This is a genomic window from Mycobacterium sp. GA-0227b, from assembly GCF_001499855.1.
Taxonomy (GTDB): domain Bacteria; phylum Actinomycetota; class Actinomycetes; order Mycobacteriales; family Mycobacteriaceae; genus Mycobacterium.
Genome location: NZ_LQIK01000009.1, coordinates 52,322 through 75,940, shown reverse-complemented (window position 1 = coordinate 75,940; position 23,619 = coordinate 52,322). Strand labels below are relative to the sequence as shown.

Annotated in this window: 19 protein-coding genes; 11 read left to right on the top strand and 8 right to left on the bottom strand. The window is 65.2% G+C overall.

From position 1 onward, the window contains the following. The first annotated feature begins 294 nt into the window (after nt 1–294). On the top strand, nt 295–1,251 hold the full coding sequence (locus tag AU185_RS09550; protein WP_059101770.1) for a UTP--glucose-1-phosphate uridylyltransferase: 957 nt from the start codon (nt 295–297) through the stop codon (nt 1,249–1,251). Here AU185_RS09550 and AU185_RS09545 read toward each other — a convergent pair. Then, nucleotides 1,248–3,224 carry a hypothetical protein gene (locus tag AU185_RS09545; protein WP_231740439.1) on the bottom strand — a complete coding sequence of 659 codons (1,977 nt, stop codon included), beginning with the start codon at nt 3,222–3,224 and terminating at the stop codon, nt 1,248–1,250. The two genes, AU185_RS09550 and AU185_RS09545, sit on opposite strands and share 4 nt — an antisense overlap. Nucleotides 3,225–3,445: 221 nt before the next feature. Between AU185_RS09545 and efeO the strand changes: the two genes are divergently transcribed. Then, complete coding sequence (efeO, locus tag AU185_RS09540) at nt 3,446–4,615, top strand: iron uptake system protein EfeO (protein WP_059101771.1); 1,170 nt, start codon at nt 3,446–3,448, stop codon at nt 4,613–4,615. A 12-nt stretch (nt 4,616–4,627) separates the two neighbouring features. Here the strand turns inward: efeO and AU185_RS09535 are convergent, their stop codons facing one another. Then, nucleotides 4,628–5,872, bottom strand: coding sequence for a glycosyltransferase family 4 protein (locus AU185_RS09535; protein ID WP_059101859.1), 1,245 nt, complete (start codon nt 5,870–5,872; stop codon nt 4,628–4,630). Between the two features lie 216 nt (nt 5,873–6,088). Here AU185_RS09535 and AU185_RS09530 point away from each other — a divergent pair, with 216 nt between their 5' ends. The 7 genes from AU185_RS09530 to AU185_RS09500 are packed head-to-tail and all read left to right on the top strand — an operon-like array spanning nt 6,089 to nt 14,576. Continuing rightward, nucleotides 6,089–7,648 carry a lipopolysaccharide biosynthesis protein gene (locus AU185_RS09530; RefSeq protein ID WP_231740440.1) on the top strand — a complete coding sequence of 520 codons (1,560 nt, stop codon included), beginning with the start codon at nt 6,089–6,091 and terminating at the stop codon, nt 7,646–7,648. Next, nucleotides 7,645–8,226 carry a YveK family protein gene (locus AU185_RS09525; RefSeq protein WP_059101772.1) on the top strand — a complete coding sequence of 194 codons (582 nt, stop codon included), beginning with the start codon at nt 7,645–7,647 and terminating at the stop codon, nt 8,224–8,226. The genes AU185_RS09530 and AU185_RS09525 overlap by 4 nt, the downstream gene beginning before the upstream one ends. A 2-nt stretch (nt 8,227–8,228) precedes the next feature. Next, nucleotides 8,229–10,085 (top strand): O-antigen ligase family protein, encoded by a 1,857-nt coding sequence (locus tag AU185_RS09520; RefSeq protein WP_059101773.1) that lies wholly within the window; start codon nt 8,229–8,231, stop codon nt 10,083–10,085. Next, nucleotides 10,082–11,275: a glycosyltransferase family 4 protein gene (locus AU185_RS09515; RefSeq protein ID WP_059101774.1), complete on the top strand. Its 1,194-nt coding sequence runs from the start codon at nt 10,082–10,084 to the stop codon at nt 11,273–11,275. The genes AU185_RS09520 and AU185_RS09515 overlap by 4 nt, the downstream gene beginning before the upstream one ends. Before the next feature lie 6 nt (nt 11,276–11,281). Next, nucleotides 11,282–12,232 (top strand): hypothetical protein, encoded by a 951-nt coding sequence (locus AU185_RS09510; RefSeq protein ID WP_231740441.1) that lies wholly within the window; start codon nt 11,282–11,284, stop codon nt 12,230–12,232. Further along, complete coding sequence (locus tag AU185_RS09505; protein WP_059101776.1) at nt 12,229–13,371, top strand: glycosyltransferase; 1,143 nt, start codon at nt 12,229–12,231, stop codon at nt 13,369–13,371. The genes AU185_RS09510 and AU185_RS09505 overlap by 4 nt, the downstream gene beginning before the upstream one ends. After that, nucleotides 13,368–14,576 (top strand): glycosyltransferase family 4 protein, encoded by a 1,209-nt coding sequence (locus tag AU185_RS09500; protein WP_059101777.1) that lies wholly within the window; start codon nt 13,368–13,370, stop codon nt 14,574–14,576. The genes AU185_RS09505 and AU185_RS09500 overlap by 4 nt, the downstream gene beginning before the upstream one ends. 16 nt (nt 14,577–14,592) lie before the next feature. On the opposite strand, the gene AU185_RS09495 is transcribed toward AU185_RS09500, so the two are convergent. The 3 genes from AU185_RS09495 to AU185_RS09485 form a co-directional block, all read right to left on the bottom strand. Further along, the gene (locus AU185_RS09495) at nt 14,593–16,287 is read right to left on the bottom strand and encodes a serine aminopeptidase domain-containing protein (RefSeq protein ID WP_231740442.1); all 1,695 of its coding nucleotides are present in this window, start codon (nt 16,285–16,287) and stop codon (nt 14,593–14,595) included. Nucleotides 16,288–16,422: 135 nt separating this feature from the next. Continuing rightward, on the bottom strand, nt 16,423–16,827 hold the full coding sequence (locus AU185_RS09490) for a 4'-phosphopantetheinyl transferase superfamily protein (RefSeq protein WP_059101778.1): 405 nt from the start codon (nt 16,825–16,827) through the stop codon (nt 16,423–16,425). A gap of 42 nt (nt 16,828–16,869) precedes the next feature. Then, nucleotides 16,870–17,106, bottom strand: coding sequence for an acyl carrier protein (locus AU185_RS09485; protein ID WP_059101862.1), 237 nt, complete (start codon nt 17,104–17,106; stop codon nt 16,870–16,872). A 168-nt stretch (nt 17,107–17,274) separates the two neighbouring features. Between AU185_RS09485 and AU185_RS09480 the strand changes: the two genes are divergently transcribed. Then, nucleotides 17,275–18,222 carry an amino acid--[acyl-carrier-protein] ligase gene (locus tag AU185_RS09480; RefSeq protein WP_059101779.1) on the top strand — a complete coding sequence of 316 codons (948 nt, stop codon included), beginning with the start codon at nt 17,275–17,277 and terminating at the stop codon, nt 18,220–18,222. Nucleotides 18,223–18,232: 10 nt separating this feature from the next. On the opposite strand, the gene AU185_RS09475 is transcribed toward AU185_RS09480, so the two are convergent. The 3 genes from AU185_RS09475 to AU185_RS09465 all read right to left on the bottom strand — a co-directional run bounded on the left by AU185_RS09475 (nt 18,233) and on the right by AU185_RS09465 (nt 21,473). After that, entirely contained in the window at nt 18,233–19,801 is a 1,569-nt protein-coding gene (locus tag AU185_RS09475; protein WP_172800382.1) for a sugar transferase, read from the bottom strand. A gap of 214 nt (nt 19,802–20,015) precedes the next feature. Beyond that, nucleotides 20,016–20,999, bottom strand: coding sequence for a linear amide C-N hydrolase (locus AU185_RS09470; protein WP_059101781.1), 984 nt, complete (start codon nt 20,997–20,999; stop codon nt 20,016–20,018). A gap of 21 nt (nt 21,000–21,020) precedes the next feature. After that, entirely contained in the window at nt 21,021–21,473 is a 453-nt protein-coding gene (locus AU185_RS09465) for a hypothetical protein (protein ID WP_353647409.1), read from the bottom strand. Nucleotides 21,474–21,731: 258 nt separating this feature from the next. On the opposite strand from AU185_RS09465, the gene leuA reads away from it, so the two are divergent. Beyond that, on the top strand, nt 21,732–23,573 hold the full coding sequence (gene leuA / locus AU185_RS09460) for a 2-isopropylmalate synthase (RefSeq protein WP_059101782.1): 1,842 nt from the start codon (nt 21,732–21,734) through the stop codon (nt 23,571–23,573). Nucleotides 23,574–23,619: the final 46 nt, after the last annotated feature.

Below are 23,619 nucleotides of genomic sequence, written 5' to 3'. Positions count from 1 at the left end.
GAGCCGTCGACCGGCCGCTACCAGCGGTGCGCGGCTCATCGCGAGCGACCGCTGAACCCAGGTCGCGTTCGACAGCGGATTACGCCATTCGCCGCGAGTGCTATCGAGTGCGAGGCCACCGCGAAATGTCGGCAAACTCACCATTGTGGGTGCGGTTCGAATTGGGCACAAAAGTATCGCCTTGCGGCGAATACGATATGCGCGGAACTTGCGGCGGATATTCGGTGAATCAACCACGCTGGTCGCCTGGTCCGAGCTAGCTCGAGCCGCCAAGCCTGACGGAGAGAGGCACATATGGCGCGACAGACCATCCGCAAAGCGGTCATCCCCGCGGCCGGCATCGGCTCACGTCTGCTGCCGATGACCAAGGCGATCCCCAAGGAGATGCTGCCGGTCGGCGACAAGCCCGTCATCGAACACACTGTGCGCGAGCTGATCAACTCGGGCATCACCGACATAACGATTGTGGTGTCGGGCGGAAAGACCCTGATACAGGAGCATTTTCGCCCTAATCCGGCGCTGGTCGACCAACTACGCGCCGACGGCAAGGACGCGTATGCCGACGCGGTCGACGACGTCGGCAAATTGTCCCAGCATGGCCACATCACGTACCTCTACCAGTACGGTCCGTACGGTAACGGCACCCCGGTGCTCAACGCCTCACGCTCGTTCGGTGACGAGCCGGTCCTGGTGCTCTGGCCGGACGACGTCTTCGTCGCCGAGGTGCCCCGCGCCCAGCAACTGATCAAGGCCTACGAGCAGACCGCCTCGCCAGTCCTGGCGCTGATGCCGATGGCGCCCGAGAACTCACGCCGGTACGGCGTGCCGATCGTCAAAGAGGATCTCGACGGCGGGCTGTTGCGGGTCACCGGAATCGTCGAGAAACCACAACCACACGAGGCTCCGTCGGAGTACGCCGCCATCGGCGGCTATGTCATCACACCCGGTGTCGTCGACGAGCTGCGTGAGCAGACGAAACGCTGGTATGCGCAGACCCAAACGGGTGAGATCTACCTGACCGACGCGATCAACACGTACGCCAAGGACCATGCCGTCTACGGTCAGGTGATCCAGGGGCACTGGTGTGACACCGGCAATCCATCCGACTACCTGGTCGCGCAGTTCGCGTTCGCCCTGACCCATCCTGAATACGGCCCGGTGTTACGGAATCTGGCGACCCAGCTCGAAGGTCCGCTGCTGCGCACACTGGCAACCGAGATCGACGGTCCGTCGCGCCAGGCTCCGGCCTAGTCTGCCGAAGCCCTGGTGGTGCGACGCCTCCTCGACCACAGCACCGCCGCGGCCATCGCGATGACCGCCACCACAGCCACTCCGGCGCCGATCACGATCGACCGGCTCAGCGACTGCGGCGATTCCGCCGTATCCGAAGCCTTGCCATCGGCTCGGATGGCGAGGTTCGTCGGCTCACCCGCCGGACCGGCGAAGAGCACGTCCCCCGTGAGCGCAGACAGGTCGTCGTTCAAGCCGTCGAGATAGCTGAACAGCGGGTCGACCAGTGTCCAGGCGCCGGTCGTCGTGACGAGGATGACGGACCGATTCCGAGGATGATCGGCGAACGCCTGGATCGACCCCAGACCACCCCCGATCTCCGCACGAAGCACAGTGGGCAGCCCCACCTCTACCGTCGTGCCGTCGGCACTGATAGGAGGGTCGAGGGAGGTCTGCTTCAGCGCCTCGGTGTTGGCCACGATCAACGCTCCCGTGCTGGCGTCCGCGGCGGTGTTGAGATCCACAACCTGTGGTGACAGCGGTTTGCTGGAAGAACGCGCCATCGACGCGACCAGCCGGGCGACGTAGGCCAGCTGATCGGGACCGGTCCCGTCCATCGCGACCATGAAACCGGGGCTGAACTCCGATGGTGCGGCGCCGAAACCATCGAGCGGGGGGCCACCACGGTGCACCTTCAAGGTGGACCGCGGATCGACTTCGAAGGTGAGCGGAGCGATGAGCGCCCCGCACGTTTCGCGCGGGGTGTAGGTGAGGGCCATATCGAGGTTGATGAATTGACCGATCTTCTCGCTGTCCAAATCGAACCTCGCATCCAGCAGACCGGTGTTGTCGAGCGCCGCTCGATAGACAACCACCCCGCCGGACCGGATCACCACCGATGCTGCGTCGTCTCTGGCCACGGGTGTGTAATCGGCAAGCAGATGCACCTGCACGCCGTCGACGCGCTCTGCCCCGAGCGCGGCACGGTCGACGCCGACTGACAGGCTACTGGTCCAGATGACGTCGGTTTGGCCCTCAATGTTCAACTGCCGGAACGTCATCGTGTCACCGCTCGGCGCTGCGGCTGATGACCCCGCTTGGTCCACCCGCACCGTGTCTACCTGCGCCAGCGCTTGAAGCTGATTGACAAGCAGCGACACCTGGGTCGACAGCTCACCGCCGCTGCCGGAGACGCGAAGGAATACCTCTGGGGTTTCGCGGTTTTCGACCTTCAGGCCCGCGGTACCACCCCTCTCGACGAGGATCGTGCGCGCCAGCTGTCCCGCCGGCGGCGGTGCCGCGCCACGGGGTTGGTTGACGACGCTGATGACCATCGGCTGGTTCTGGTAGAGCCGCGCCAGGGTGGATACCAGCAACAGGACCGCTTGTTGTTCATCGGCATCGGCATCGGTCGGTGTGAAGATCGTGGCGCGCTGGAGAACCGGCGGGAAGAAGTTCGCGATCGTCGTCGGAGCGACCTCGAGCCCGGTGAAGACCGTGGAAAGGTTGTTCAGCACCAACTGCCGCCGCGGCCCGCAGTATTGCGGATCGAAGCGTGGCCGAATGGCGAACGACAAGTCGACCGACGAACCACCCCCGCCTGCGGCCGAAAGGTCGACATCGAGCGGCGTCGCGGGTCTGCCGGTCGCGCCGGGGGGCAGTTCGATCGCCGCGAGGAGGTTGCCGTTGCCTGTGATCAGGAGCGTGCCGGCATCGATGTTCAGGGACGCGTCAATGGTGCCGCGCAACCGCACAGCGGTCAGCCCCCGTGGGACCGGCATGGTGAAGCTCGACGGGTGATCGGGATCGAGGTAGATCTCGGAGTTCAATCCGAGTTCCTGCCAGGGCAGCGTCAGGCTCGGCTGGTCCGGTGGGGGCGGCTGCGGCTGCGCGTGTGCGGGGGCCATGAGCGATCCGGCGGCCGCTACCGGCAGGAGCACCAACATCGCCGACGACAGCACACGCGCCAGGATGCTGCGGCTCAGCCGGTGCACGCTGTTCGACCTGCTTTCGGATGTCCAGCCTTCGTAATCCCGACAGGGAACGGATGATACCGGCGGGCACCGCCGACCGACGGGCAATTGGCTGACCAGCACTCGTTTCTCGCAATTCTCGGCGGGAAAATCCCCTTGGAAAGACAAAACGCAATGCTGCAATTTTGCTGTCGGCTTGGTTATCTGGTGATGGTGCCTGGACTGCTGGAAAGGTCCACGAGATGGCTTGCACTGTGCACAACGCAAAAACGGGGTTGACGGCCGCGGTCCTGCTGGTCGGCCTCACCGCAATGTCGATCTCCGGGTGTGCGCCCAAGCCGACGGTCCCTGACGGGAAGGCCGATGGCAATGAGATCACCGTGGCCGCCGGCGACGAGTCATGCCAGCTGTCGGCGGCGTCCGCAGACACCGGCACGACGACATTCGTGATCACCAACCACGGCACCACGGTCACCGAGTTCTATGTCTACGGCGCCGGTGACCGGGTCATGGGCACGGTGGGAAACATCTCGCCGGGCCTGCAGCGCAAGCTGATCTTGCAGTTGCCGGAGCCAGGCAGGTACTACACCGCCTGCAAGCCGGGCATGGTCGGTGACGGCATCCGCGGTGACTTCACCGTCACCGGCAAGGCGCTTGCGGCGGACTCCCAGGACAAGTTCAAGGAAGCCATCGACAGCTACAAGGCCTACGTCACCGGCCAGACCACCAATCTGGTGACCGTCACCGAGACGTTCGCCGGCGCTACAAAGAAGGGTGACTGGCAAGGCGCCCAGGAGCTGTATTCCCAGGCGCGCACCTACTACGGGCGCATCGAGCAGATCGCCGCGTCGTTCCCGAACGAACTGGACCGGCGGATCGACCTGCGCGAGGCCGATCTGCGCCCAGGCGAGCGGTGGACCGGGTTCCACCGCTTGGAAAAGGACCTGTGGGTGAGCAACCTGCAGCCGGACACCGGCGCGATCGCCGATCAGCTGGTGGCCGACGTCAAGGAACTCGACGCTCTGGTCAAGGATCCGAAATGGACGATCGACGCCACCGAGATCACCGGCGGAGCGCAACGTCTGCTGGACAGGATCGTCGGTAACACGATTGCCGGCGAGGAAGAGGTCTTCAGCCACACCGACCTCTGGGACATCCAGGCCAACCTCGACGGTGCCCGTGTTGCGGTCGGCTCAGTCCGGCCGATCATCGACGAGCGCGACCACGAGCTCGGTGCGCAGGTCGACTTGGCCTTCGCCCAGGTCCAGGGGCTGCTGGACAAGCACCAGTGGAACGCCGGCTTCGTGCCCTACGACAAGGTGACTGAACCTGAACGGCACGAACTTTCACTCGCCATCGAGGGGCTGATCCCAGAAGTCAACAAGGTGCAGGGCGTCATATCCCGGCAATGAACCTCTCGACCGTCAGCGAAGCGCGAAAGCCTTGTCGTAGCAGGCGAATACAGCGTCTCGCGCATAGGTGGTTTCGAATTGTCCACGGGCACTGTCGGATATCTCGCGGTTACGTCCGGGATCGGTCAACTCGCACATGGCCTCTGCGAACTGTGCGCCCTGGTCAGCAACCAGCACTCCATGGTCGTGCCCGGTGGCGAATCCGTCCGCACCTACGCTCGTCGATATCACTGGTAGCCCCCGCCCCAGTGCTTCGATCACCTTCAGTTTGATCCCCGAGCCGAATCGCAGGTGGTTGATCAGCCCGGCCGCCGAAGACAACACGTCGGTGAGATCGTCGACATAGCCCTCCTGCGTCACCGAACCGCCGAACCGCGCCGCCACCTCGGCCAGTTCCGGGCTGCAGCCCCGTCCGATGATGTGCAACCGGGCCTTCGGCATCCGGGTCAGCACCGTCGGCCACACGTCAGCCAGGAACGACCGCACGCCATCTTCGTTGTGCGGCAACGACAACAGACCGAGAAAGACGAAGACGGGTGCTCCACCGTACTGGCGCCGGCGGTACTGCGGCGGCTTGACCAATGGCGGCACCGCAACCACGTCGGCCGATCCACGGTCCGCGACCCGGGCCGCCAACCGGGCGGCCTCCCCGTTGTTCACCAACAGGTTTCGGCGGAACCGCAACGCCACGCGGTCTTCGCTGCGGCGGGCCAGGGTGGCCTCCATGCGTAGCAGCGCCCGTTGCGGAAGCTTGCTGTCGGCCAGTGGCCGCAGCCGGCGAGGCACATGTTCGGCGAAATTGCCCAGCGGCCGGATCGTCACGTCCGGATAGCGATCCGCCGCGTCGAGCATGGCCGTATACCGCTCGGAGAACAGGTCATCGAGATAACACAGCTGCCGGTCCGCACATCCCTCGCCGGCGTACTGCGCCATCCGGATGGTGTCGTAGATCTCCAGGTCCGGTCCGATCCGCTCCAGAAAACTCTGGAGCGCGCGGCCAACTTCCGGTGAGTACAACAAGGACTCCTGCAAGGTAGCCCGACCGGTCGGTACTCGACTGGCCACCGCTGCCAGCGCCGCTTTTCGGGTCGGTCGGGGCAGCGGGTGCAACCTGACGGGAAACTCCGGCTGGGCCCGGCCGCCGACGAGTAGGTAGTGGACGCTCTGGGGACCCAGCCGATCCCGGAAGTACTCGAGAAAACCCGCCAGCACCACCTTTTTTCCGGCATCGCTGGGATATGGATCGACCGCACTCATCAGTGTCACCGACACCGCACACCTGCCTCGATTGCTCTAGTCGCCCACTCGAATCAAGTTAACCGTTGCACCGAGCCGACGATCACCGATCGGCGACGTTGTTTCCAACTGAATCGAGCGTCCGCTGACATACACTGGTCCGGCGCTCAATAGCAGGCTGTCACCAACCGAGCTGTGCGCCAACGCAACCTCAGCGAAGTCGACGGGAGCGATTCGGTGGCGAGAGACGGTTCTTCACCGAACCGCAACGCCGTGACGCCGACCAATCTCCCCGACCCACCGATCGACACCCCGGATCCGCCGCCGGCCAAGCGAGCCAACCTCGGTGCGCAGACGATCTGGAACTACACCGTCTTCGCTATCAGCAAGAGCTCCACGCTGCTGATGACGGTGGTGGTCGCGCGCCTGCTCACCCCGGCCGAATTCGGCGTCTTCGCCTTGGCTTTGCTGCTGGTCAACCTCTTCGATTACGTCAAGGACCTCGGCGTCGCAGAGGCGCTCATTCAAAGTCACCGGCCCTGGAACCGCATCGCCCCAACCGGATTGACGCTCTCCATCGGATTCGGGGTGATCGCCGGGGCGCTGCTCGCCTCGACCGCCGGCATCACGGCGCAGCTGCTACACCATCCCGACCTCGCGCCGCTGATCCGGGTCCTCGCGATCGCGTTGGTGATCTCGGCGGCCAGCGTCGTGCCGTTGTCCTGGTTGCGCCGCGACCTGAGCTTCCAGCGCCGACTGCTCCCAGAGTTCGCCGGCGCGGTGGTCAAGACGGTGCTCACCATCTGGCTCGCGGCCACCGGCCACGGGGTGTGGAGCCTCGTGTATGGCCAACTCGCGGGCGTGCTGGTCACCGCGGTCTTGTATTGGTGGGCCGCACCGACCTTCGTGTGGCCGCGGCTCCATCTGGATCAAGCCAAGGAGCTGCTTCGCTTCGGCATTCCCGTCACCGGCGTCACGCTGCTCGCCTACGCCATCTACAACGTCGACTACCTCGCCGTCGGAACCCGACTCGGCACCACCGAACTCGGCCTCTACACCCTGGCCTACCGGGTTCCTGAGCTCGTCGTGCTCAACCTGTGCGCCGTCATCAGCGACGTGTTGTTCAGTTCGATGTCGCGGCTGCAGCACGATCGCGGCGCCATGTCGTCGCAGTACCAGAAGGCCTTGGGCATCGTCATGGTGCTGACCTTGCCGGCCGGTGTCGGCTTGGCGGTGGTGGCCGACCCCCTATTGCACACCTTGTACGGCTCGCAGTACGACGGCGCCAAGAACATTCTGGTCGTGCTGGCGTTGTATACCGCGATTTATTCGGCCTCGTACCACGCGGGCGACGTATTCAAAGCCGCGGGGCGCCCCGGCATGCTCACCGCGATCAACGCGGCCAAACTCGTCCTACTGGTCGGACCGATCTGGTGGGCGGCCGGCCACAGCGCCACGCTGGTGGCGGTCGCCCTTCTCAGTGTCGAATTGGTTCATTTCACGATCCGGATGACCGTTGTCCGCCGGGTCATCCCACTGGGGTGGAAACAAATCTTCTCGGTCGTAGGGCGACCTGTGGTCGCCACAATCCCCATGGCCGCCATCCTGTTTGGCATCGGCCTTCTGGTTGTTCATTGGCCGGCACCGGTCCAACTTGTCCTCCTGGTGCCACTAGGCATCGTCATCTATGCAGCGGCGCTTGCCGTTGTTGCGCCGGAGCTGGCCCGGCCGGTCGTCAGCCGGTTGGCAGGATCATGGCGAAGAGGTAACGCCCATGGCGAAAAGGACTGTCCATGAGTCACCCGCAGCGCGTCTGGCTGAACCCAATCGTCGCAATTTGCGCGGCTATTGGCCTCGTCATCGGTGGCATCGCCGGTCTGTTGATGCCCGTATCGACGACATATCGCGCGACCGCACAGGTGGCCTTGGTCCCTGGGCCCGACCTGACCACCGCCGATGCATCGGCCTACTGGGAGGTCCTCACCCAGGGGCAGGTTTCGCGCACCGCGGCGGCGGTCTACTCCGACCCGCGCTGGACGGCCAGCGCGGCGTCGGCCGCGGGGATCGAGGAATCGAGCCTTACGTTGACGGCCGGAGCGTTGCCGGACACCACAATGGTGTCGATCACCGCCGATGCACCATCGGCTCAAGCCGCCCAAGCCGCGGCTTCTGACCTCCTCGCCAAGGCCACACCCGAAGTCACCGCGGTCTCGGCTCCGTTTCAGGTCCGGGTGGTTTCGCCGCCCAGTGATGCGTCTGCGATGTCGACACCACGCAGCCAACTGGTTTTGGCCGGCGCGCTGGGCGGTCTGATGCTCGGCGCTGCCGCTGGAATCGGCGTGGCCTGGCTGCGCACACGCCGAAGCCGCACATAGCGGTGTCCGGCTCGAGCCCATGGATCGTCGGCGTCCTCGTCGGCATGGTGGTCGCGGAAGTGGCCAACCTGTCCGAGGTGGCCACTCAATACACCTCGGCTCCCGTCTTCAAAGGCAGTGTGGCGCTTGGTGTTCTCGCGCTGATCGTCGCGCTGCGGGACCCACAGGCCCGGGCTCGCCTCAATCGCTGGACGGTCATCGGCGTCGTCCTGATCGCGGTGTATGTCGCAGGCCAGGTGATCGCACTGGTCGGCAGCGTCGACACCGCCGCGTCAACCGCCGAGCTCTGGCGGACGGCGGTCGATCTCGCGTTCCTGTTCGTCATCCTGATGCTGACCCAGGTCACCGGGAAGCCCTGGGCGGTGGCGATGGCGGTGGCCGTAACGCTGGCGGTGCTGTCGCTGCTGTCGATCGCGAGTTATCTGACCGGTGGGGATGCGACGTTCGGCGGGTTGGCCCTGATCTCAGAAGCCCAGGGGGAGCTGATCACCACCCAGCGGTATGCCGGCCCGTATGGTGACTCGAACTTCTGGGGCCGTCAGCTGGTATTGGGTCTGCCCATGGGCTGGGCGCTGGCACAGCGCAGTCGTCGCGCCGGCAGGCAGCCGCAGTCGGTGGCATGGCTGCTCTGCAGCATCCTCATGCTGATCGGGATCTATCTCACCCAATCCCGTGGCACGCTGTTGACGGCCGGGGCAGCTGTCGCGCTGTGGTTCATCGCTTCCGGCAAGCCGAAGAAGCTGATCTGGATACCACCGGTCATGCTGTTGACGTTCGCGATCCCCGGCATCGGCGACCGAATGATCGCCCTTCTCAACGATGTGCTTGGTGGGTCCGGTGCTCAGCGGAGCTATGACATCGATCCCTCGGTCCTCGGCCGCGCGGCGTCTCAGGAGATGGCCTGGCGAATGTTCCAGGAACGGCCCGCCTTTGGATTCGGCCCGGGGGCCTTCGGCCATGAGGTGCCCTACTACACCGACCGGGTGAGGACGGCCGTCAACGAAGGGCTCGTCGCCCCGCACAACCTCTACGCCCAGTTCCTCGCCGAATCGGGGGTGACCGGGCTGTTCACCTGGCTGATCATGGTCGGCGGCATCTTCACAATCGTGGCGCTGCGAATCGCTGCGGACCCCGGATCGGTCGATCGGGCGCTGGCCGCGGCAACGCTCACCGGCATCGTCACCTGGTCGGTGGCAAGCATCTTCCTTCACCTGGCCTACTTCCGGTCGTTCGCCATCGTGCTGGCACTGGCGTGCGCCCTCGGCCCGGCCGAAACCGTGCAACCGGCAGTCATCCGCAATATGCTCCGCACCGCCGCGCTGTGGGTGATGGCGGTCGTCGTCGGCGCCGCCGTAGCCGGCAGCAGCATGCTCATCGCGAGCACCCCGGCGGTGCGGGCCAGCCAGAAGGTCATCATGATGCCAGTCGGCCCGCTCGACGGCTGGGCCTCGTACGCGATGAATGTCCGAGCCCGCGAGGCATTCCTGCCTACCCTGATCGAAGTCATGTACAACACGGACGCCCCGGCGGAGATCCACTCCGACCCGATCCGCGGTATCGCTACGTTCTCAGTCACCGCGCAGGATGCCGACGGCGCCGAACGACGCCTGGCCGACGCGTTGGCCGTGGCACGCACGCGGATAAACGACCACATCGGCCCGATGCAATACACCGCCGAAACCATCACCGACGTGCACGTGGAACGCGTCTCCGTGCGGTCGAAGTCGGCGCTGGCCTATGCCGCGGGCTGGGGGCTGGCCGCGTTGGTGTTGGCGCGATTGCTATTGGGCCGCTTGCTGAACCGACTCTGGCCGCGCGCGACCGTGGTGCCACCTGAGCGTGTCAGGGTCGCGGCGTGACGGACAACCGCACGGTCCTCGTCGAGTTCTCGCCGTCAGGCGGGCTCTTCCAGTTCGCTGCCCAACTCGGCAACGCTATGGCTGACCACGGCGACGAAGTCGAGCTGTGGACCGGCCCCGATCCCGAAATCTCTTCCGCAGAAGCCGGATTCGAGATCCGCTCCGTGCTGCCGACCTGGCACCCCCACGCTACCGGTGACCACGGCTACCTGAGGTACCTGGTGCGCCGGGGCCGGCGGGCCGGCCAGCTGGTGCTCGCCTGGCTGGTGCTGGCCTATCAGCTGCGCCGTCGACCGCCGCGCGCGGTGCTGTTCTCGCAGTGGCGCTTCACCTTCGAGCCGTGGTTCGTGGTGATGATCTGCAAGTTGTTGCCGCGCACGGTGTTCGGCATCATCGCCCACGAGCCGCTTCCGCGATCCGACGCCAAGGACACCAGCACGCCGAAAGAGGGGCGGTTGCTGCAGGCCTCTTTCGCCGCAGCATGGCGCCAGATGGACGTCGCATTCGTATTGGGGCCGCGGACCCGGCAGATCGTCCTCGACCACTGGCAACCCAACGGCGAGGTCGTGGTCATTCCGCATGGCGACGCCGGTGCCGTGCAGCGCGGCCGTCCACCGGCACCGGTGGCCCAGACCGAGCCGATCGCCCTGTTCTTCGGCACCTGGACCGCCTACAAGGGTATTGACGTCCTGATTGATGCGTTCGGGTTGGTCAGAGCCGAAATGCCGACCGCACGCCTGATCCTCGCGGGGGCGGTCAGTGCCGACGTGGACGCTCCGGAACTGCTGGCCCGGGCCGCGGCCAACGGCGTGGACGCGCGGCCGGGCTACTGCGCAATGGAGGAGGTATCCGAGCTCGTCGAATCCGCCCGGGTCGTCGTCACACCGTATATCCGGGCCAGCGCGAGCGGCGTAGCGCACCTGGCATACACCTTCGGCCGTCCGGTCATCGGCACCACCGTCGGCGACCTACCGGCCGCGATCGAGGACGGTGTCACCGGTCTGCTGGTCCCGCCGAACGACGCCGGGGCACTCGCCACCGCAATGCTTCAACTGTTGCGGGATCCGCAGTTGGCGGCGAAGCTCGGCGAGGCGGGGCAGGCTGCGGTACAGCGCTCCTGGTCCGTCGCCGCGGCCTCGATCAGCGATGCGGTGACGGCGGCCACCAAACATGTCAGTCCGGAGATGTAAGCCATGATGAGCAAGCAAACACGGTGGCAGGTCGCCATCGCTGCGCTTGTCGCTGCGGCCGTCGGCGCGCTCCTCATCATCGCGAGGCTTGTCGCAGATACGCCGGTGCGGGCCGACCAATCCCAACCGTTTGCCGAAGACAGCCCATTTCGCACACCGATCCCGACCGACGCCGAGGTCGACCCGAACAGCGCGGCGATGATCCGGGCGGTGCACTGGGACAACAGCGCGTCCGCGGCGACTGTTGAATTCGGAATCCCGATCTACACCGCGAACGCGCACACCCCCCGCTATTCCGTCCCGTGCCTCATCACCGAATGGGGCCCCTGCCCGTTTGATGGCCTTCGAGTACCGATCCCTGACGACGCACGGCCACAGGACGGCTCCGACGGCGCGATGGTGGTGATCGACCCGGACAGCCGAACGATCTACGAGTTCTGGCGCGCCAAGAAGGCAAACGGTTCCTGGACAACCGAATTCGGCGCTGTGAACAGTCTCGACGGCTCGGGCTGGGGCGGTGCGAGCACAGGCTCGGGTGCATCCCGATTGGCCGGAGTGGTGCGGGTAGCCGAGATCGCTCAGGGTTCGATTCCGCATGCGCTCGCCATGCAAAGCTACAACGTGTGCGCCAAGGTGTTCCGGCCGCCGGCGCTCAAGACCGACGGCCAATCGACCAGCCCCGACTGCATTCCCGAAGGGGCGCGCATACAACTGGACCCCAGCGTGGACATCAACAGCCTGGGACTTTCCCCGGCGCAACACACAGTGGCCGAGGCTCTCCAGAAGTACGGCGCCTACATCGTCGATGTCAGCGGAGCACCACTGAGCATCAGCTTCGAACGGGACAACACAGCCGCCCCCGGAACCGTCGGGCGAACCTACAGTGCGGCCGGTATTCAATGGGACTATGACGGGATGACGAAGATCCCGTGGAACAAGCTGCGGGTTCTCAAATGACGCCGATTCGGGTGATGACCCTCATCGACGGGTTCCGTATGGGCGGTGCCGAAACCCTGCTGGCACCGATGGCCCTCGCCATGCGCAACACCGATGTCCAGATGGACTTCGTCGGCCTGGACGACGCATCGGTCAATTCCGAGAAGACCATGAAGATACTGTCTGAAGCCGGCGTGCATCCCCGCTCACTCGGAATCCGCCGACTTCTCGACGTCACCGGCGTTTTCCGATTGGCCCGCGAGATTCGCAGTGGTGGTTACGATCTGGTGCACACTCACTTGGAGATGTCGGCAACGTTCGCGGTACCGGCGGCGAAGCTGACCGGCCGCCCGGTGGTCTGCACGTTCCACCATGTGACGGAGCGTTGGCCCGGGCGCGAGCATTGGCGCGAGCAGATCGCGACCGAAGCGGCGACCCGGGGTGATCGGGTGCTGTTCGTCTCTGAGGCGAGCCGGGTGTCGTGGGCCCAGGTGCATCGCCGAGGCCGGATCCCGGCCAACTGGGATGTGCTGCACAACGGAATCGATGTCAGCAATTTCCACCCCGGCGAACCGGATCCGACGGTCCGCCGCGAACTCGGCGGTGGCCCTGGACCTTTGGTCGTGCTACCGGCCGCCTTCCGCGATTTCAAGGGCATCCCGGTGGCGATCGCGGCGTGGCCGCAGATATTGCAGACGCATCCGGACGCCATCCTGTCTCTGGTCGGTGGCGGCCCAGACGAAGCCGAACTCCGGAGGCTGGTCGGCGAAGTAGGCGTTACCGACTCTGTGATCTTCGCCGGCGTTCGCTCGGACATGCCGCAGGTCTACCGGGCTGCCGACGTCGTACTGCTGCCGTCGACCTACGGTGAGAATCTGCCCACGGTGCTGATCGAGGCGTCGGCATCGGGCAAGGCCATCGCTGCATCGCGGATCGGCGGCATTCCGGACATCATCGTCGACGGCTCCACGGGGCTGCTGTTCGAACCCGACGATCCGGCCGCACTGGCCGCCACCGTGACGCGGTTGCTGGACGACCCAGGGCTGCGAAAGTCGCTGGGAAAGCCGGCTATTGAGCGCGCCCGCGCCGAGTTCTCGGCCACCTCGTGGGCCCACCGGCTGCAGGGCCTCTACCGAGAACTGATCGAGCGTGGACGTTGAGCGGCAAACAGATCGACTATCTGGTATCCCGGTTCCCGGTTATCTCGGAGACCTTCATCGTCCGGGAACTCGATGCGCTGTCTACCACCGACGGACGTGAAATTGGACTGCGGTCGCTGTTTCCATCGCCGGACCCACAGGTCCACGACATCGCCAGGCGGTGGATGGACAAGTTGGTACGGCCCGGTGTCGGTGCCTGTGTGGCCGGATTGGGGTGGGCGCTGGTGCGGCACCCGCTGGCCACGCTGTCGATTCTGGCCACGGTGGTGCGCGGTTACGCCGCGCGGCCAGGGCTGCTGATCCGTGCCCTGATCACGGTGCCGATCGCCACCGCGCACGCCCGCGATCTGCACTCCTCGAGTCCCACCCGGCACATCCACGCCCACTACGCCACATATCCCGCCCTCGCCGCATGGATCTGCTCGCGGTTGGCCGGTGTCACCTACAGCGTCACCGTGCATGCGCACGACCTCTACGTCGATCAGTCGATGCTGGGCCGCAAACTCGACGGTGCCGATTTCATCGTCACGGTGTCGGAGTACAACCGTCGACTGCTGGAGCGCTATACCTCGACACCGGTGCACGTCATCCACTGTGGAATCGACTCGGCGGCATATCCGTTCCGTCCCAGGAGGATCCCGGACAGCGGTCCGATCCGGGCGCTATGTGTGGCCTCGCTGCAGGAGTACAAGGGACACGAAGTGCTGCTGCGGGCGTTGTCGCTGGGCGGACCCGGCCTGGACCGGACCGAACTGGACCTCATCGGCAACGGACCGCTGAACGACGAATTGCACAAGCTGGCAACCGAACTCGGGCTCGGATCACGGGTCAGATTCCATGGCGGGCAGTCCGAGACAACGGTCAAGCAGGCATTGGCCGAGGCCGATCTGTTCGTACTGCCGAGCATCGTAGCCGCCGACGGCCAGATGGAGGGTCTGCCGGTCGCCCTCATGGAGGCGCTGGCGAGCGGAATACCGACCGTGTCAACAAGTCTCTCGGGCGTCCCGGAATTGGTCATACCCGAGAAGACCGGCCTCCTGGCCATCCCGGCCGACGCGCAGAGCCTGCGCGACACGCTGGAACAATTGATATCGTCGGGCCCCGCACTCGACGACTACGCCCGCACGGGACGCGACCTGGTCGAGCAGGAATTCGACATCACCGCAACCACTGCCGCGCTGCGTTCTCTGTTCGCAACGGTCTGATATCGGCTCCCGCGCTTCAGAGCTGGTCGGCGAATTCGCGGCGCGCCGCGGCGAGCAGATACTCACGCATGAAGTTCTGCAATCCGCGGTGTAGCACCGCATGATCACCGGCGGGCGGCAAAGTCAGCTTCGGCGCCCAACCACGACGTGCCAGCCGCTTGGCCCCGATCAGGCCGCGATGCTCTACGTACCACTCGAAATCCGATGGTGACAAAACCAACTCAGTCGGCACTCCGCTCTTGCCGAGCGCCTTGAGCAGCACCTCCGGAGCCTGGGTGTAACCAAGGCGACCGAGGAGCAACCAACCCTGATATGGCAGCCAATTTCGCAGTCCCTGCTTGACCATTCCCCATAGCCGCCGCTCCTGGGGGTCGTGATCGCCGACAACAGCGTCAGTCACCTGCGCGATCCGCTCCGATCCGCCGTCGGCGCGCCGCAACGAATACAGCAGAATGTTCAGCAGAACCACCAGTTTGGCGCCGCTCTGCAACGCCCCATACGCGCAATTCCAAGCACCCGAACAGATTCCGGCCATCACCAGACGGTCTTCCGGCACTGCCAGGGCCGCAATCGCATCGGTCACATCAGCCTGGGCATCTGGTGAATGCATCCATGGGAACTCGCCGGTTGCGACACCGGTGTCGCCTACCCCCCGACGGTCGTAGCGGACCACGCTCACGCCCAGCGCAGCCAGTTCCCGGGCCGTGTCCGGCCAGATTCGCCCCGAGCCGACCCGATGTTCACACGCGGTGTTGTGGCATAACACCGTCGGCCCACCCTCAGTAGCGTCACTGAACGCGGTCCGGATGGCGAACAGCCGGTTAGGGCCGAGTTCGGTGATCGACTCGATGATCTTGCGGCCGTCGGGCAACTCGTCCGCCACGGCAATACCGGCGAACTCCGGCTCGAATGCGAACGTCTCCGATGTCAGCGTCGCGTCGAGCCATTTCTCGATCATCGCCAGGGTTTCCACCGGAATCCTGACCACAATGCTGGGTGGTTCCACGAACTCGGGTTGCCCGGCAATTTGCTGGACCATGCAGTCGCCCGATGCGGGCAGGTCGGCGAGCAAGCGGTCACCAGTGTGTTCCGGCCGGCTCAACACAAGCACCGAAGTCGATCCGACATCCGCCGGCATCTTCAGTCCGCCGAGGGCGGTGGCAGCTGTGGAGGAGAGGGTGATACCGAGAAGCGGGACCGCGCCCGGCTCGGGCGGTAATTCGGAACCCTCCTCGCCGCCGACGGTCACCCGATAGAGCGCCTGTTGTTCGCGCAGGTATCGGCGACCATTGGTGACGGGGTCCCACATGACCAGGCCGCCGAGACTCGTTATCGAGGGCGCCGCTGTCGCGGCGAGCAACGCACCGACCCGCAGGCCGACCAGCGACACACTCTGCGCGCCGCAAGCCTGCAGATACCGCACTGCCGTCCGAATGCCGTCCACGTAGTCATCCACGGCACTGTCCCGACATTGGGCGCCCATCGAGTCCCCGGTGCCCGGGTAATCGAAGCGCAACACTGCAAATCCCGTTTCGCACAATCGTTGCGCCAGCAGCTTCAGTCCGGTGTAGGTATCCAGGTGCTGACGACCGAGCGGTGGACAGATGACCACGCCCGCCCGCGCAACCCCGCCGGCCGGGACGTGTAAAACACCGAAAAGCCGCGACTCCTCGGGTCCGAACCACGTCGGCACACCGGATAACCCCGTCATGCCCGCGTTCACCCGGTCATCCCCCGAAGAGACCCCGGATTGGTCCAAACTTTGCATCTTGGCGCACATCTATCAGACGTCGGCATTTGCGAGTCGCTCTCGATACACGGTACGACCATTGCCCGGGCACCGCTGCTACTCGGCGCAGACCGCTACCACCACGGCTGCCGCGTGACAGTCTGCATGGGTGATCGACATCGAGACCTGTAGCCACCGCTGCGCCACGGCCAGCTGGGCGGCCGAACCGCTGAGCCGCAACGTCGGCAGATCGCCCGAAAGGACGACCTCCATTTCGAGCGGCGAAAGCGCGGCGTCCGGCCGTGCGAATGCCTTCATGGCGGCCTCCTTGGCGGCGAACCGGGCGGCAAGGCGGGCCAGCCGGTTCGAACCGGCACAAGTGGCGACCTCGGCAGCGGTGTAGATCTTGGCCAGAAACCGGTCTCCGAACGAGGACAACGAATTCTCGATCTCTTCGAGGGCCACCACATCGCACCCCACGCGGATCAGGTGACCCGGTAGCTGCACCTCCGGCGGGTTCATGGGTCTTCCTGTTCGAAGTAGCGCGGCGCGCCCTGGTGGGTGCTACTTGATGAGCCTCGTGACGGCGGCTTCGATGTTGTTGATCGAAGCAAAAGTGGATTTCTTCATCGCCTCGTCGGGGAATTCGATGTCGAACTCGTCCTCGAGGGCAAGCATGACGTTGACCGAGGCATGCGAGGTGAGCCCGAGCTCATAGAGGTCGGCGTCGGCGTCGACGCCGTTCGGGTCGACCGACATTCTTCCGTGGTCGGCCAATGCCTTCTGAATTCTTTCCCGCATGCTGATCAGCATAATTCGCGAGCGGAGCACGACCGAGGTCTGCTGCTGTGCGTCGTCACCCAGTTCCGTGCCGGCCCCGAACAGCTGTGAGGGACGAGCCAAGGAACCACGATTCGGTGGGCCGCGGATCACGTCCGGCCTCCACCGGCCGGCGATAGGATTTGGCAGATGACCGAAGCTCGTGACCTTGATGCGCAACTCGAGTCGGCCCGCCACCAGTTCCGCGATGAACTGATTGCGGCGGGCTTGTTGGTGCCGATGGGTATCGACGGACTGTACGGCCGTGGAGCGGTTTTCGAGAGCATCGTCGATGGTGTCGACCACGTGGTGGAAGGCAAGGGCGCCGAGGTCCATCGGGATCGCGCGAAGGTGCTGCGGTTTCCACCGGTATTCCCGCGTGAGCAATTCGAGAAGACCGATTACATCGCGTCTTTCCCGGATCTGACCGGTGCGATCTCGACATTCACCGGCGGAAACGCCGAGCACCGCGCGCTGTTGGCTGATCGTGATGCCGGCCTGCCGTGGGACGGGCATCTGAGTTCCGCTGGGACCATGCTGGTTTCGGCGGCCTGCCATCCAAGCTATGCCACGCTGCCGTCGAGCCTGCCCGACGGCGGTGTGCTGATGGACATCTATGGGTACTGCTTCCGGCACGAGCCGGCCATTGACCCGGCGCGCATGCAGGCGTTCCGGATGCACGAGTACGTGTTGGTCGGAACACCCGATCAGGCACAGGAACACCGTGACAGCTGGGTGGACCACGGCATGGCGGTACTGACCGAACTCGGCTTGGACGCCCGCCCCGTAGCGGCCAACGACCCGTTCTTCGGCCGGGTCGGCAAGTTGTTGGCCGCCAACCAGCGTGACGAGAATCTGAAGACTGAACTAGTGGTGCGGCTCTACGGCGACCTGCACGAGGGCACCGCCGTGGTGTCGGCCAATTGCCACCGAGACCACTTCGGTGAAACGTTCGCCCTGCGCACCGCCGATGGTGGCGTTGCACACAGCGCCTGCGTAGGTTTCGGCATGGAGCGAATTGCCTTGGGAATGCTGCGAACTCACGGTCTGGATCCGGCATCCTGGCCGGGAGAAGTGCGCAGCGCGATGGGCTGGTAGCCCGTGTACGTCAGTATGCGCCCTTGCGTTTGAGAACGGCGCCCACCGTGCGCCAGATGATCAACAGGTCCCCGACAACCGACCAGTTGCCCGCATACGACTCGTCGAGTCGTATGCGGTCTTTGTCTTCCAGATCGGACCGCCCGGACACCTGCCACAAACCGGTCATTCCCGGCTTGACGTGTGACCGGTGTTCGATGAAGTGCTCACGGGCCCCTGCTTCTCCCACAGCCAGCGGTCGGGGCCCGACTATGCTCATCGAGCCTTCGAGCACATTGAACAACTGCGGCAACTCGTCGACGCTGCTGGCACGGAGGAATTTTCCGACGCGGGTCACGCAGGAATCGGAAGTGCGTTTGTGAAAAATGCTGCCGTGACGGTGACTCTCTGGTTGCGCCGTCTTATCGGTATCCACGTACATACTGCGCAATTTGATGATCTTGAATGGCTTGCCGTCCATGCCCACCCGTTGCTGCCGGTAGAAGACCGGTCCCCGGTCGTCGAGCTTGATGGCCAACCCCGCCAGTGCGATGACCGGAAGCGCCACCACCAGTCCAACGGTGGCCAGCACAAGATCGAGGATGCGCTTTGTGATCATCGACGGCGCATCGTGTGTCGGCGCGTCGATGACGAACAGCGGCAGATTCTCGAGCGGTCGCAATTGGAGTCGGTGCGCGGCCACCTCTGTCAATGCCGGGACGACGATCAGTTCGGTGTTGATCGCCTGCATACGCCAAGCTAGATACTCGACCGTCTCAGGCCCCAGCTGCTCGGAATAGACGGCCGCGAGGGTGTCTGCTCCGGCGGACTGCACGGCCGACTCGATGAGGCTGTCGTCGTCGTAACCGAGGATGGGGACACTGCCGGTGGGCAGGCTCACGTTCTGCCCGATCTGGTCTCCGGCGTCGGGAATGCAGAGCCCCACGACCCGATAGCCGGCCGTCGGCGAGCGCGCAAAGTACTCACACAATGTCCGCGCCGAATCCAGATCGCCCAGCGCGACGACACGCGAGATGTAGGTGCCTTTCTTCCTGCGTCGGCGTACATCCGCCCGAAGTAGGTAGCGGGTGAGGAAAAGGCCGACCAAGCCGAGTCCGAAAGTCACGCCGAACTGGATGCGCGAGATCGGCATGTCGAGAAAGATTTCGAACGCTGCGGCGAGCGCAAATGTCCACCCGGTCGCTGCAGCAACGCGCCGGTACTCCTCGGCCTGCTGGCCGACCAGCGAAATATCCCGTGAGCGGGCGTAACCGAGGGCTATCAGCCATCCGATGTAGATCCCCACCGAGAAAGCCGTTGCCGTGGTGAAATCGGCGAAATGGCGGTGCGCCAGCCGCGTTCCGATCCATTCGGCGAATATGACGACCGCGGCGAGAGTCAACGCATCGACGGCAAGAACCCGCCGGTGATAGGCCGATCTCCACCGGCGCGCCTGGGCCCGCGCCTCATCGGGCGCAAATTGAGGGCTTGCAAAAGAGTCAGGCTTCACGTCGTCAGACGCTTTTCCATCGGCGCTCCACCAGACGTTGGTCGGACGAAAACCCGCGTGCGCGAGGTGGTCATCGTCCTCATCCGCCACATCAATGTCCCGTGATTATGTCGCGCAGGCGTTGCCGCGACAACGATTTCTGTTGTCCAACATGCTGCCGAACTGGCCGCCACAGTTGTCCGCGGTCATCATGATGCGGCGCGAGTTCAACCGCCGGCAAACTCGACAACGACCAAAGGCGTGGTGCTGTAGCTGATCTCACGCTTGGAGTCGATGCTCGAAAAGCACAGTGGCTACAACACCGTCAGGGCACCCCGAGAAACGGGAACGGATCGGCCTGCTCGAACTCGGAGCTGGCGTCGCCGGCGTAGATCGTGCGCTCCCCCTCGCCCAGGTTGAGCCGCAGAGTCGGGGCGCCAGGCGAGAAGTCGATGTTGCGCAGCTCCACCCAGAAGGTGTTGGGCGAGAGCGCCGACTCGAAGAAGTAGCGCAGCGCCTTGTGATCGACGACGGTCCGCCAGCGGGTGGTCGAGATGTTGGGCTCGTCCGATGTCGAGATGCCGTACGGGGTGGACGCGTTGCGCACCACGCTGAGGACTGCGGCGGCCGCCAGCAGCGGGTCGTCGGTCTTGGGGACCGCGTCGATGTAGAACGACGCCCGCACGAACCGGTCGGCGGCGCGGTTGGTGCCCGGCAGCATCACCGTGCCGCCGATCTCCTTCCAGTACTCGTTGATCGCGAGCTGCTTGTCGAAGGTCGGCGAGTTGGTCATCACCCGGTACTGCCTGCCGTGGTGAATCACCTGCTGACCGTCGATGTACTCGACGATCGCGCTGTCCCCGCCGGCGTCGGACATCGCCAGGTGCAGCGTCGCCATCCGCTCCTCGCCCGGCACCTCCGCGGTGGCGACCCGCAGCGGGGTTGCGCTCAGCGCCTGCACCGCCTCGGAAACCGTCGCGAAGTTGTCGAGCACGTACTGGCCCCACAGCGCGAGCGAGACCGCGGGGCCGTCGGCTGTCGCCGCCGGATACTGCGATTCGGCCAGCCACAACAGGTTCACAGCGAGGCCGGCCTCGTTCACCCCGTCGGTGGTGCTGATGTCGTAGCCGCTGGCGACAACGCTGCCGTACTTCGAAGTCCACTCGGCGGAGTTCGCGCCGCCCTGGCCGGTCCGGTGGACACCGCGCGGCAGCGCCCACAGATTCGTGCCGATCTCCGATTTCCAGTCCATCGAGCGACCCGTGACGTTGCGGTCGTTCGTTCCGAGGTAAACCACGCGTGTGCACATGATCAGTGAGCCTATGCGGGCTCAGCTCGAGCACGCCTCGGTGAGCTCCGCGAGCTTGCGCTGGATCTGGACGTCGAGGGCCGACATCTCGTAGTAGACCTGTGGGGCCGGTGCGCCCGGCGCCTGGGCCTCCACCGCGGCGCGTGCTCGCGGCATCTTCGCGACGAACGCCGTGGCGAGGTCGGCGACCTCCACGGCGGTGAACCGCAGCTCGGGCGCGTCGATCTTGCGGGCGCGTTCAGACAACCCGTCGGCCCACTGCTGATACGCCAGCTCCTCGGCCGCGGTCGGCGGACCCTGCGCGCCCTCGCTCTTCGAGCTGATCAAGTCGTTCTGGGACTTGTTGAACTCGAGCAGATCGAGCACCGGGCGGCACTCCTGCGGCGGTTGTTGCAGCTGGGAGTAGACCAGCGCCACAATCGCGACCACGACGACGCCGATCGCCAGCCACCATCGCCGGTCAAGCCTTATCACCGCTTGCACTCTAGCCAGCGCCGCGGCGGCGAGCGCTCACCCCACGTACACGTTGAGGCTCGGAACCGTACCTAGCTGCGCGGTCGCGGCCTGCAGGAGTCCATTTTGTGGCGCGTCGGGGCCCGGAGTACAGTGGCCCCCGTGCAGCGGGTGCTCCTTCTCGGCAGCCGCGACGGGGTCTGATCCAGACCGGCTTCCCGTCGCGGGTGTTCGCGATGCGCCGGTCGAGTCCCCTTTGAAACTCCCGGAGCGACCACCGTGACCACATTCTCGAAACCATCACCCGATTCACCCGACGCGTTTTCGTCGGTACGCCAGATCACCAAGCCGTCCGGTCCGCCTCACCCCGGCCAGCCGGCGTACAACACCCAACGCGGGTCGGCGATGCCGGTCAGCCGCTACCGCAGCTTCGCCGAGGAGGTGCCCGGCGGCAGCCCGGCATCGGGCCCGGTTCCGTTTCCTTTTGACCGCACCTGGCCGGACAAGGTGATCGAGACCGCGCCGATGTGGTGTGCGGTCGACCTGCGGGACGGCAATCAGGCGTTGATCGACCCGATGAGCCCGGCCCGCAAGCGCCGCATGTTCGACCTGCTGGTGCGCATGGGCTACAAGGAGATCGAGGTCGGCTTCCCGTCGGCAAGCCAGACCGACTTCGACTTCGTCCGCGAGATCATCTCCGAGGGCATGATCCCCGACGACGTCACGATCCAGGTGCTGACGCAGTGCCGGCCGGAACTGATCGAGCGGACGTTCGAGGCGTGCCAGGGCGCGCCCCGCGTGATCGTGCACTTCTACAACTCGACGTCGATCCTGCAGCGCCGCGTGGTCTTTCGCGCCGACCGCGAGGCCGTCAAGAAGATCGCCACCGACGGCGCTCGGCTGTGCGTCGAACAGGCCGAGAAATACCCGGACACCAAGTGGCGCTTCGAATACTCCCCCGAGTCCTACACCGGCACCGAGTTGGAGTACGCAGTCGACGTCTGCAACGCCGTCGCCGAAATCGTCGGGCCCACACCCGATGTGCCGCTGATCGTCAACCTGCCGGCCACCGTCGAGATGGCGACGCCCAACGTCTACGCCGACTCGATCGAGTGGATGCACCGGCATCTGACCCCGCGGGACAGCATCATCTTGAGCCTGCACCCGCACAACGACCGCGGAACCGCCGTCGCCGCAGCCGAATTGGGCTACCAAGCAGGTGCCGACCGGATCGAGGGCTGCCTGTTCGGCAACGGTGAGCGCACCGGCAACGTCTGCCTGGTGACGCTGGGCTTGAACCTGTTCAGCCGTGGCGTCGACCCGCAGATCGACTTCTCCAACATCGACGAGATCCGCCGCACCGTCGAGTACTGCAACCAGTTGCCGGTGCACGAACGCCACCCGTACGGCGGCGATCTGGTCTACACCGCGTTCTCCGGCAGCCACCAGGATGCGATCAACAAAGGTCTGGACGCGATGAAGGTCGCCGCCGACGAGCAGGACGCCGACGTCGATGACATCCTCTGGCAGGTCCCCTATCTGCCGATCGACCCGCGCGACGTCGGCCGCACCTACGAGGCGGTGATCCGGGTCAACTCGCAGTCCGGCAAGGGCGGTGTCGCCTACATCATGAAGGCCGACCACGGCCTGGCGCTGCCGCGGCGGCTGCAGATCGAGTTCAGCCAGGCGATCCAGCAGATCACCGACGGTGAGGGCGGTGAAGTCTCGCCGAAGGAGATGTGGGACGTCTTCGCCGAGGAGTACCTGGCCCCGGTCCGCCCGCTCGAACGGATCCGCCAGAAGGTGACGGCGTCCGAGGTCGACGGCGGCACGGACACCATCGATGCGGTGGTGAAGGTCGACGGGGTCGAGCGCGAGATCGTCGGCGCGGGCAACGGTCCGCTGGCGGCGTTCTGCGATGCATTAGGCGCGTTGGGCTACCAGATCTCCGTGCTGGACTACTCCGAGCATGCGCTGTCGGCCGGCGAGGAGGCCCAGGCCGCGGCGTACGTCGAGGCGTCGATCGACGGGAAGACTGTGTGGGGCGTCGGTATCGCACCGTCGATCACCACCGCATCGCTGCGCGCGGTGGTGTCGGCGGTCAACCGCGCCGCCCGCTGAAAGGCTGTCTCTGAGGCGATCAGAACACTGCCGCCGAAGGCGGCGA

What these genes read in the sequence shown, in the direction of transcription:
- AU185_RS09535 (WP_059101859.1), bottom strand. Translation starts at nt 5,872, where the DNA reads ATGAGTGCGGTCGATCCATATCCCAGCGATGCCGGAAAAAAGGTGGTG.
- AU185_RS09525 (WP_059101772.1), top strand. Translation starts at nt 7,645, where the DNA reads ATGAGTCACCCGCAGCGCGTCTGGCTGAACCCAATCGTCGCAATTTGC.
- efeO (WP_059101771.1), top strand. Translation starts at nt 3,446, where the DNA reads ATGGCTTGCACTGTGCACAACGCAAAAACGGGGTTGACGGCCGCGGTC.
- AU185_RS09495 (WP_231740442.1), bottom strand. Translation starts at nt 16,287, where the DNA reads ATGACGGGGTTATCCGGTGTGCCGACGTGGTTCGGACCCGAGGAGTCG.
- AU185_RS09510 (WP_231740441.1), top strand. Translation starts at nt 11,282, where the DNA reads ATGAGCAAGCAAACACGGTGGCAGGTCGCCATCGCTGCGCTTGTCGCT.
- AU185_RS09490 (WP_059101778.1), bottom strand. Translation starts at nt 16,827, where the DNA reads ATGAACCCGCCGGAGGTGCAGCTACCGGGTCACCTGATCCGCGTGGGG.
- AU185_RS09550 (WP_059101770.1), top strand. Translation starts at nt 295, where the DNA reads ATGGCGCGACAGACCATCCGCAAAGCGGTCATCCCCGCGGCCGGCATC.
- AU185_RS09485 (WP_059101862.1), bottom strand. Translation starts at nt 17,106, where the DNA reads ATGCGGGAAAGAATTCAGAAGGCATTGGCCGACCACGGAAGAATGTCG.
- AU185_RS09480 (WP_059101779.1), top strand. Translation starts at nt 17,275, where the DNA reads ATGACCGAAGCTCGTGACCTTGATGCGCAACTCGAGTCGGCCCGCCAC.
- AU185_RS09505 (WP_059101776.1), top strand. Translation starts at nt 12,229, where the DNA reads ATGACGCCGATTCGGGTGATGACCCTCATCGACGGGTTCCGTATGGGC.
- AU185_RS09470 (WP_059101781.1), bottom strand. Translation starts at nt 20,999, where the DNA reads ATGTGCACACGCGTGGTTTACCTCGGAACGAACGACCGCAACGTCACG.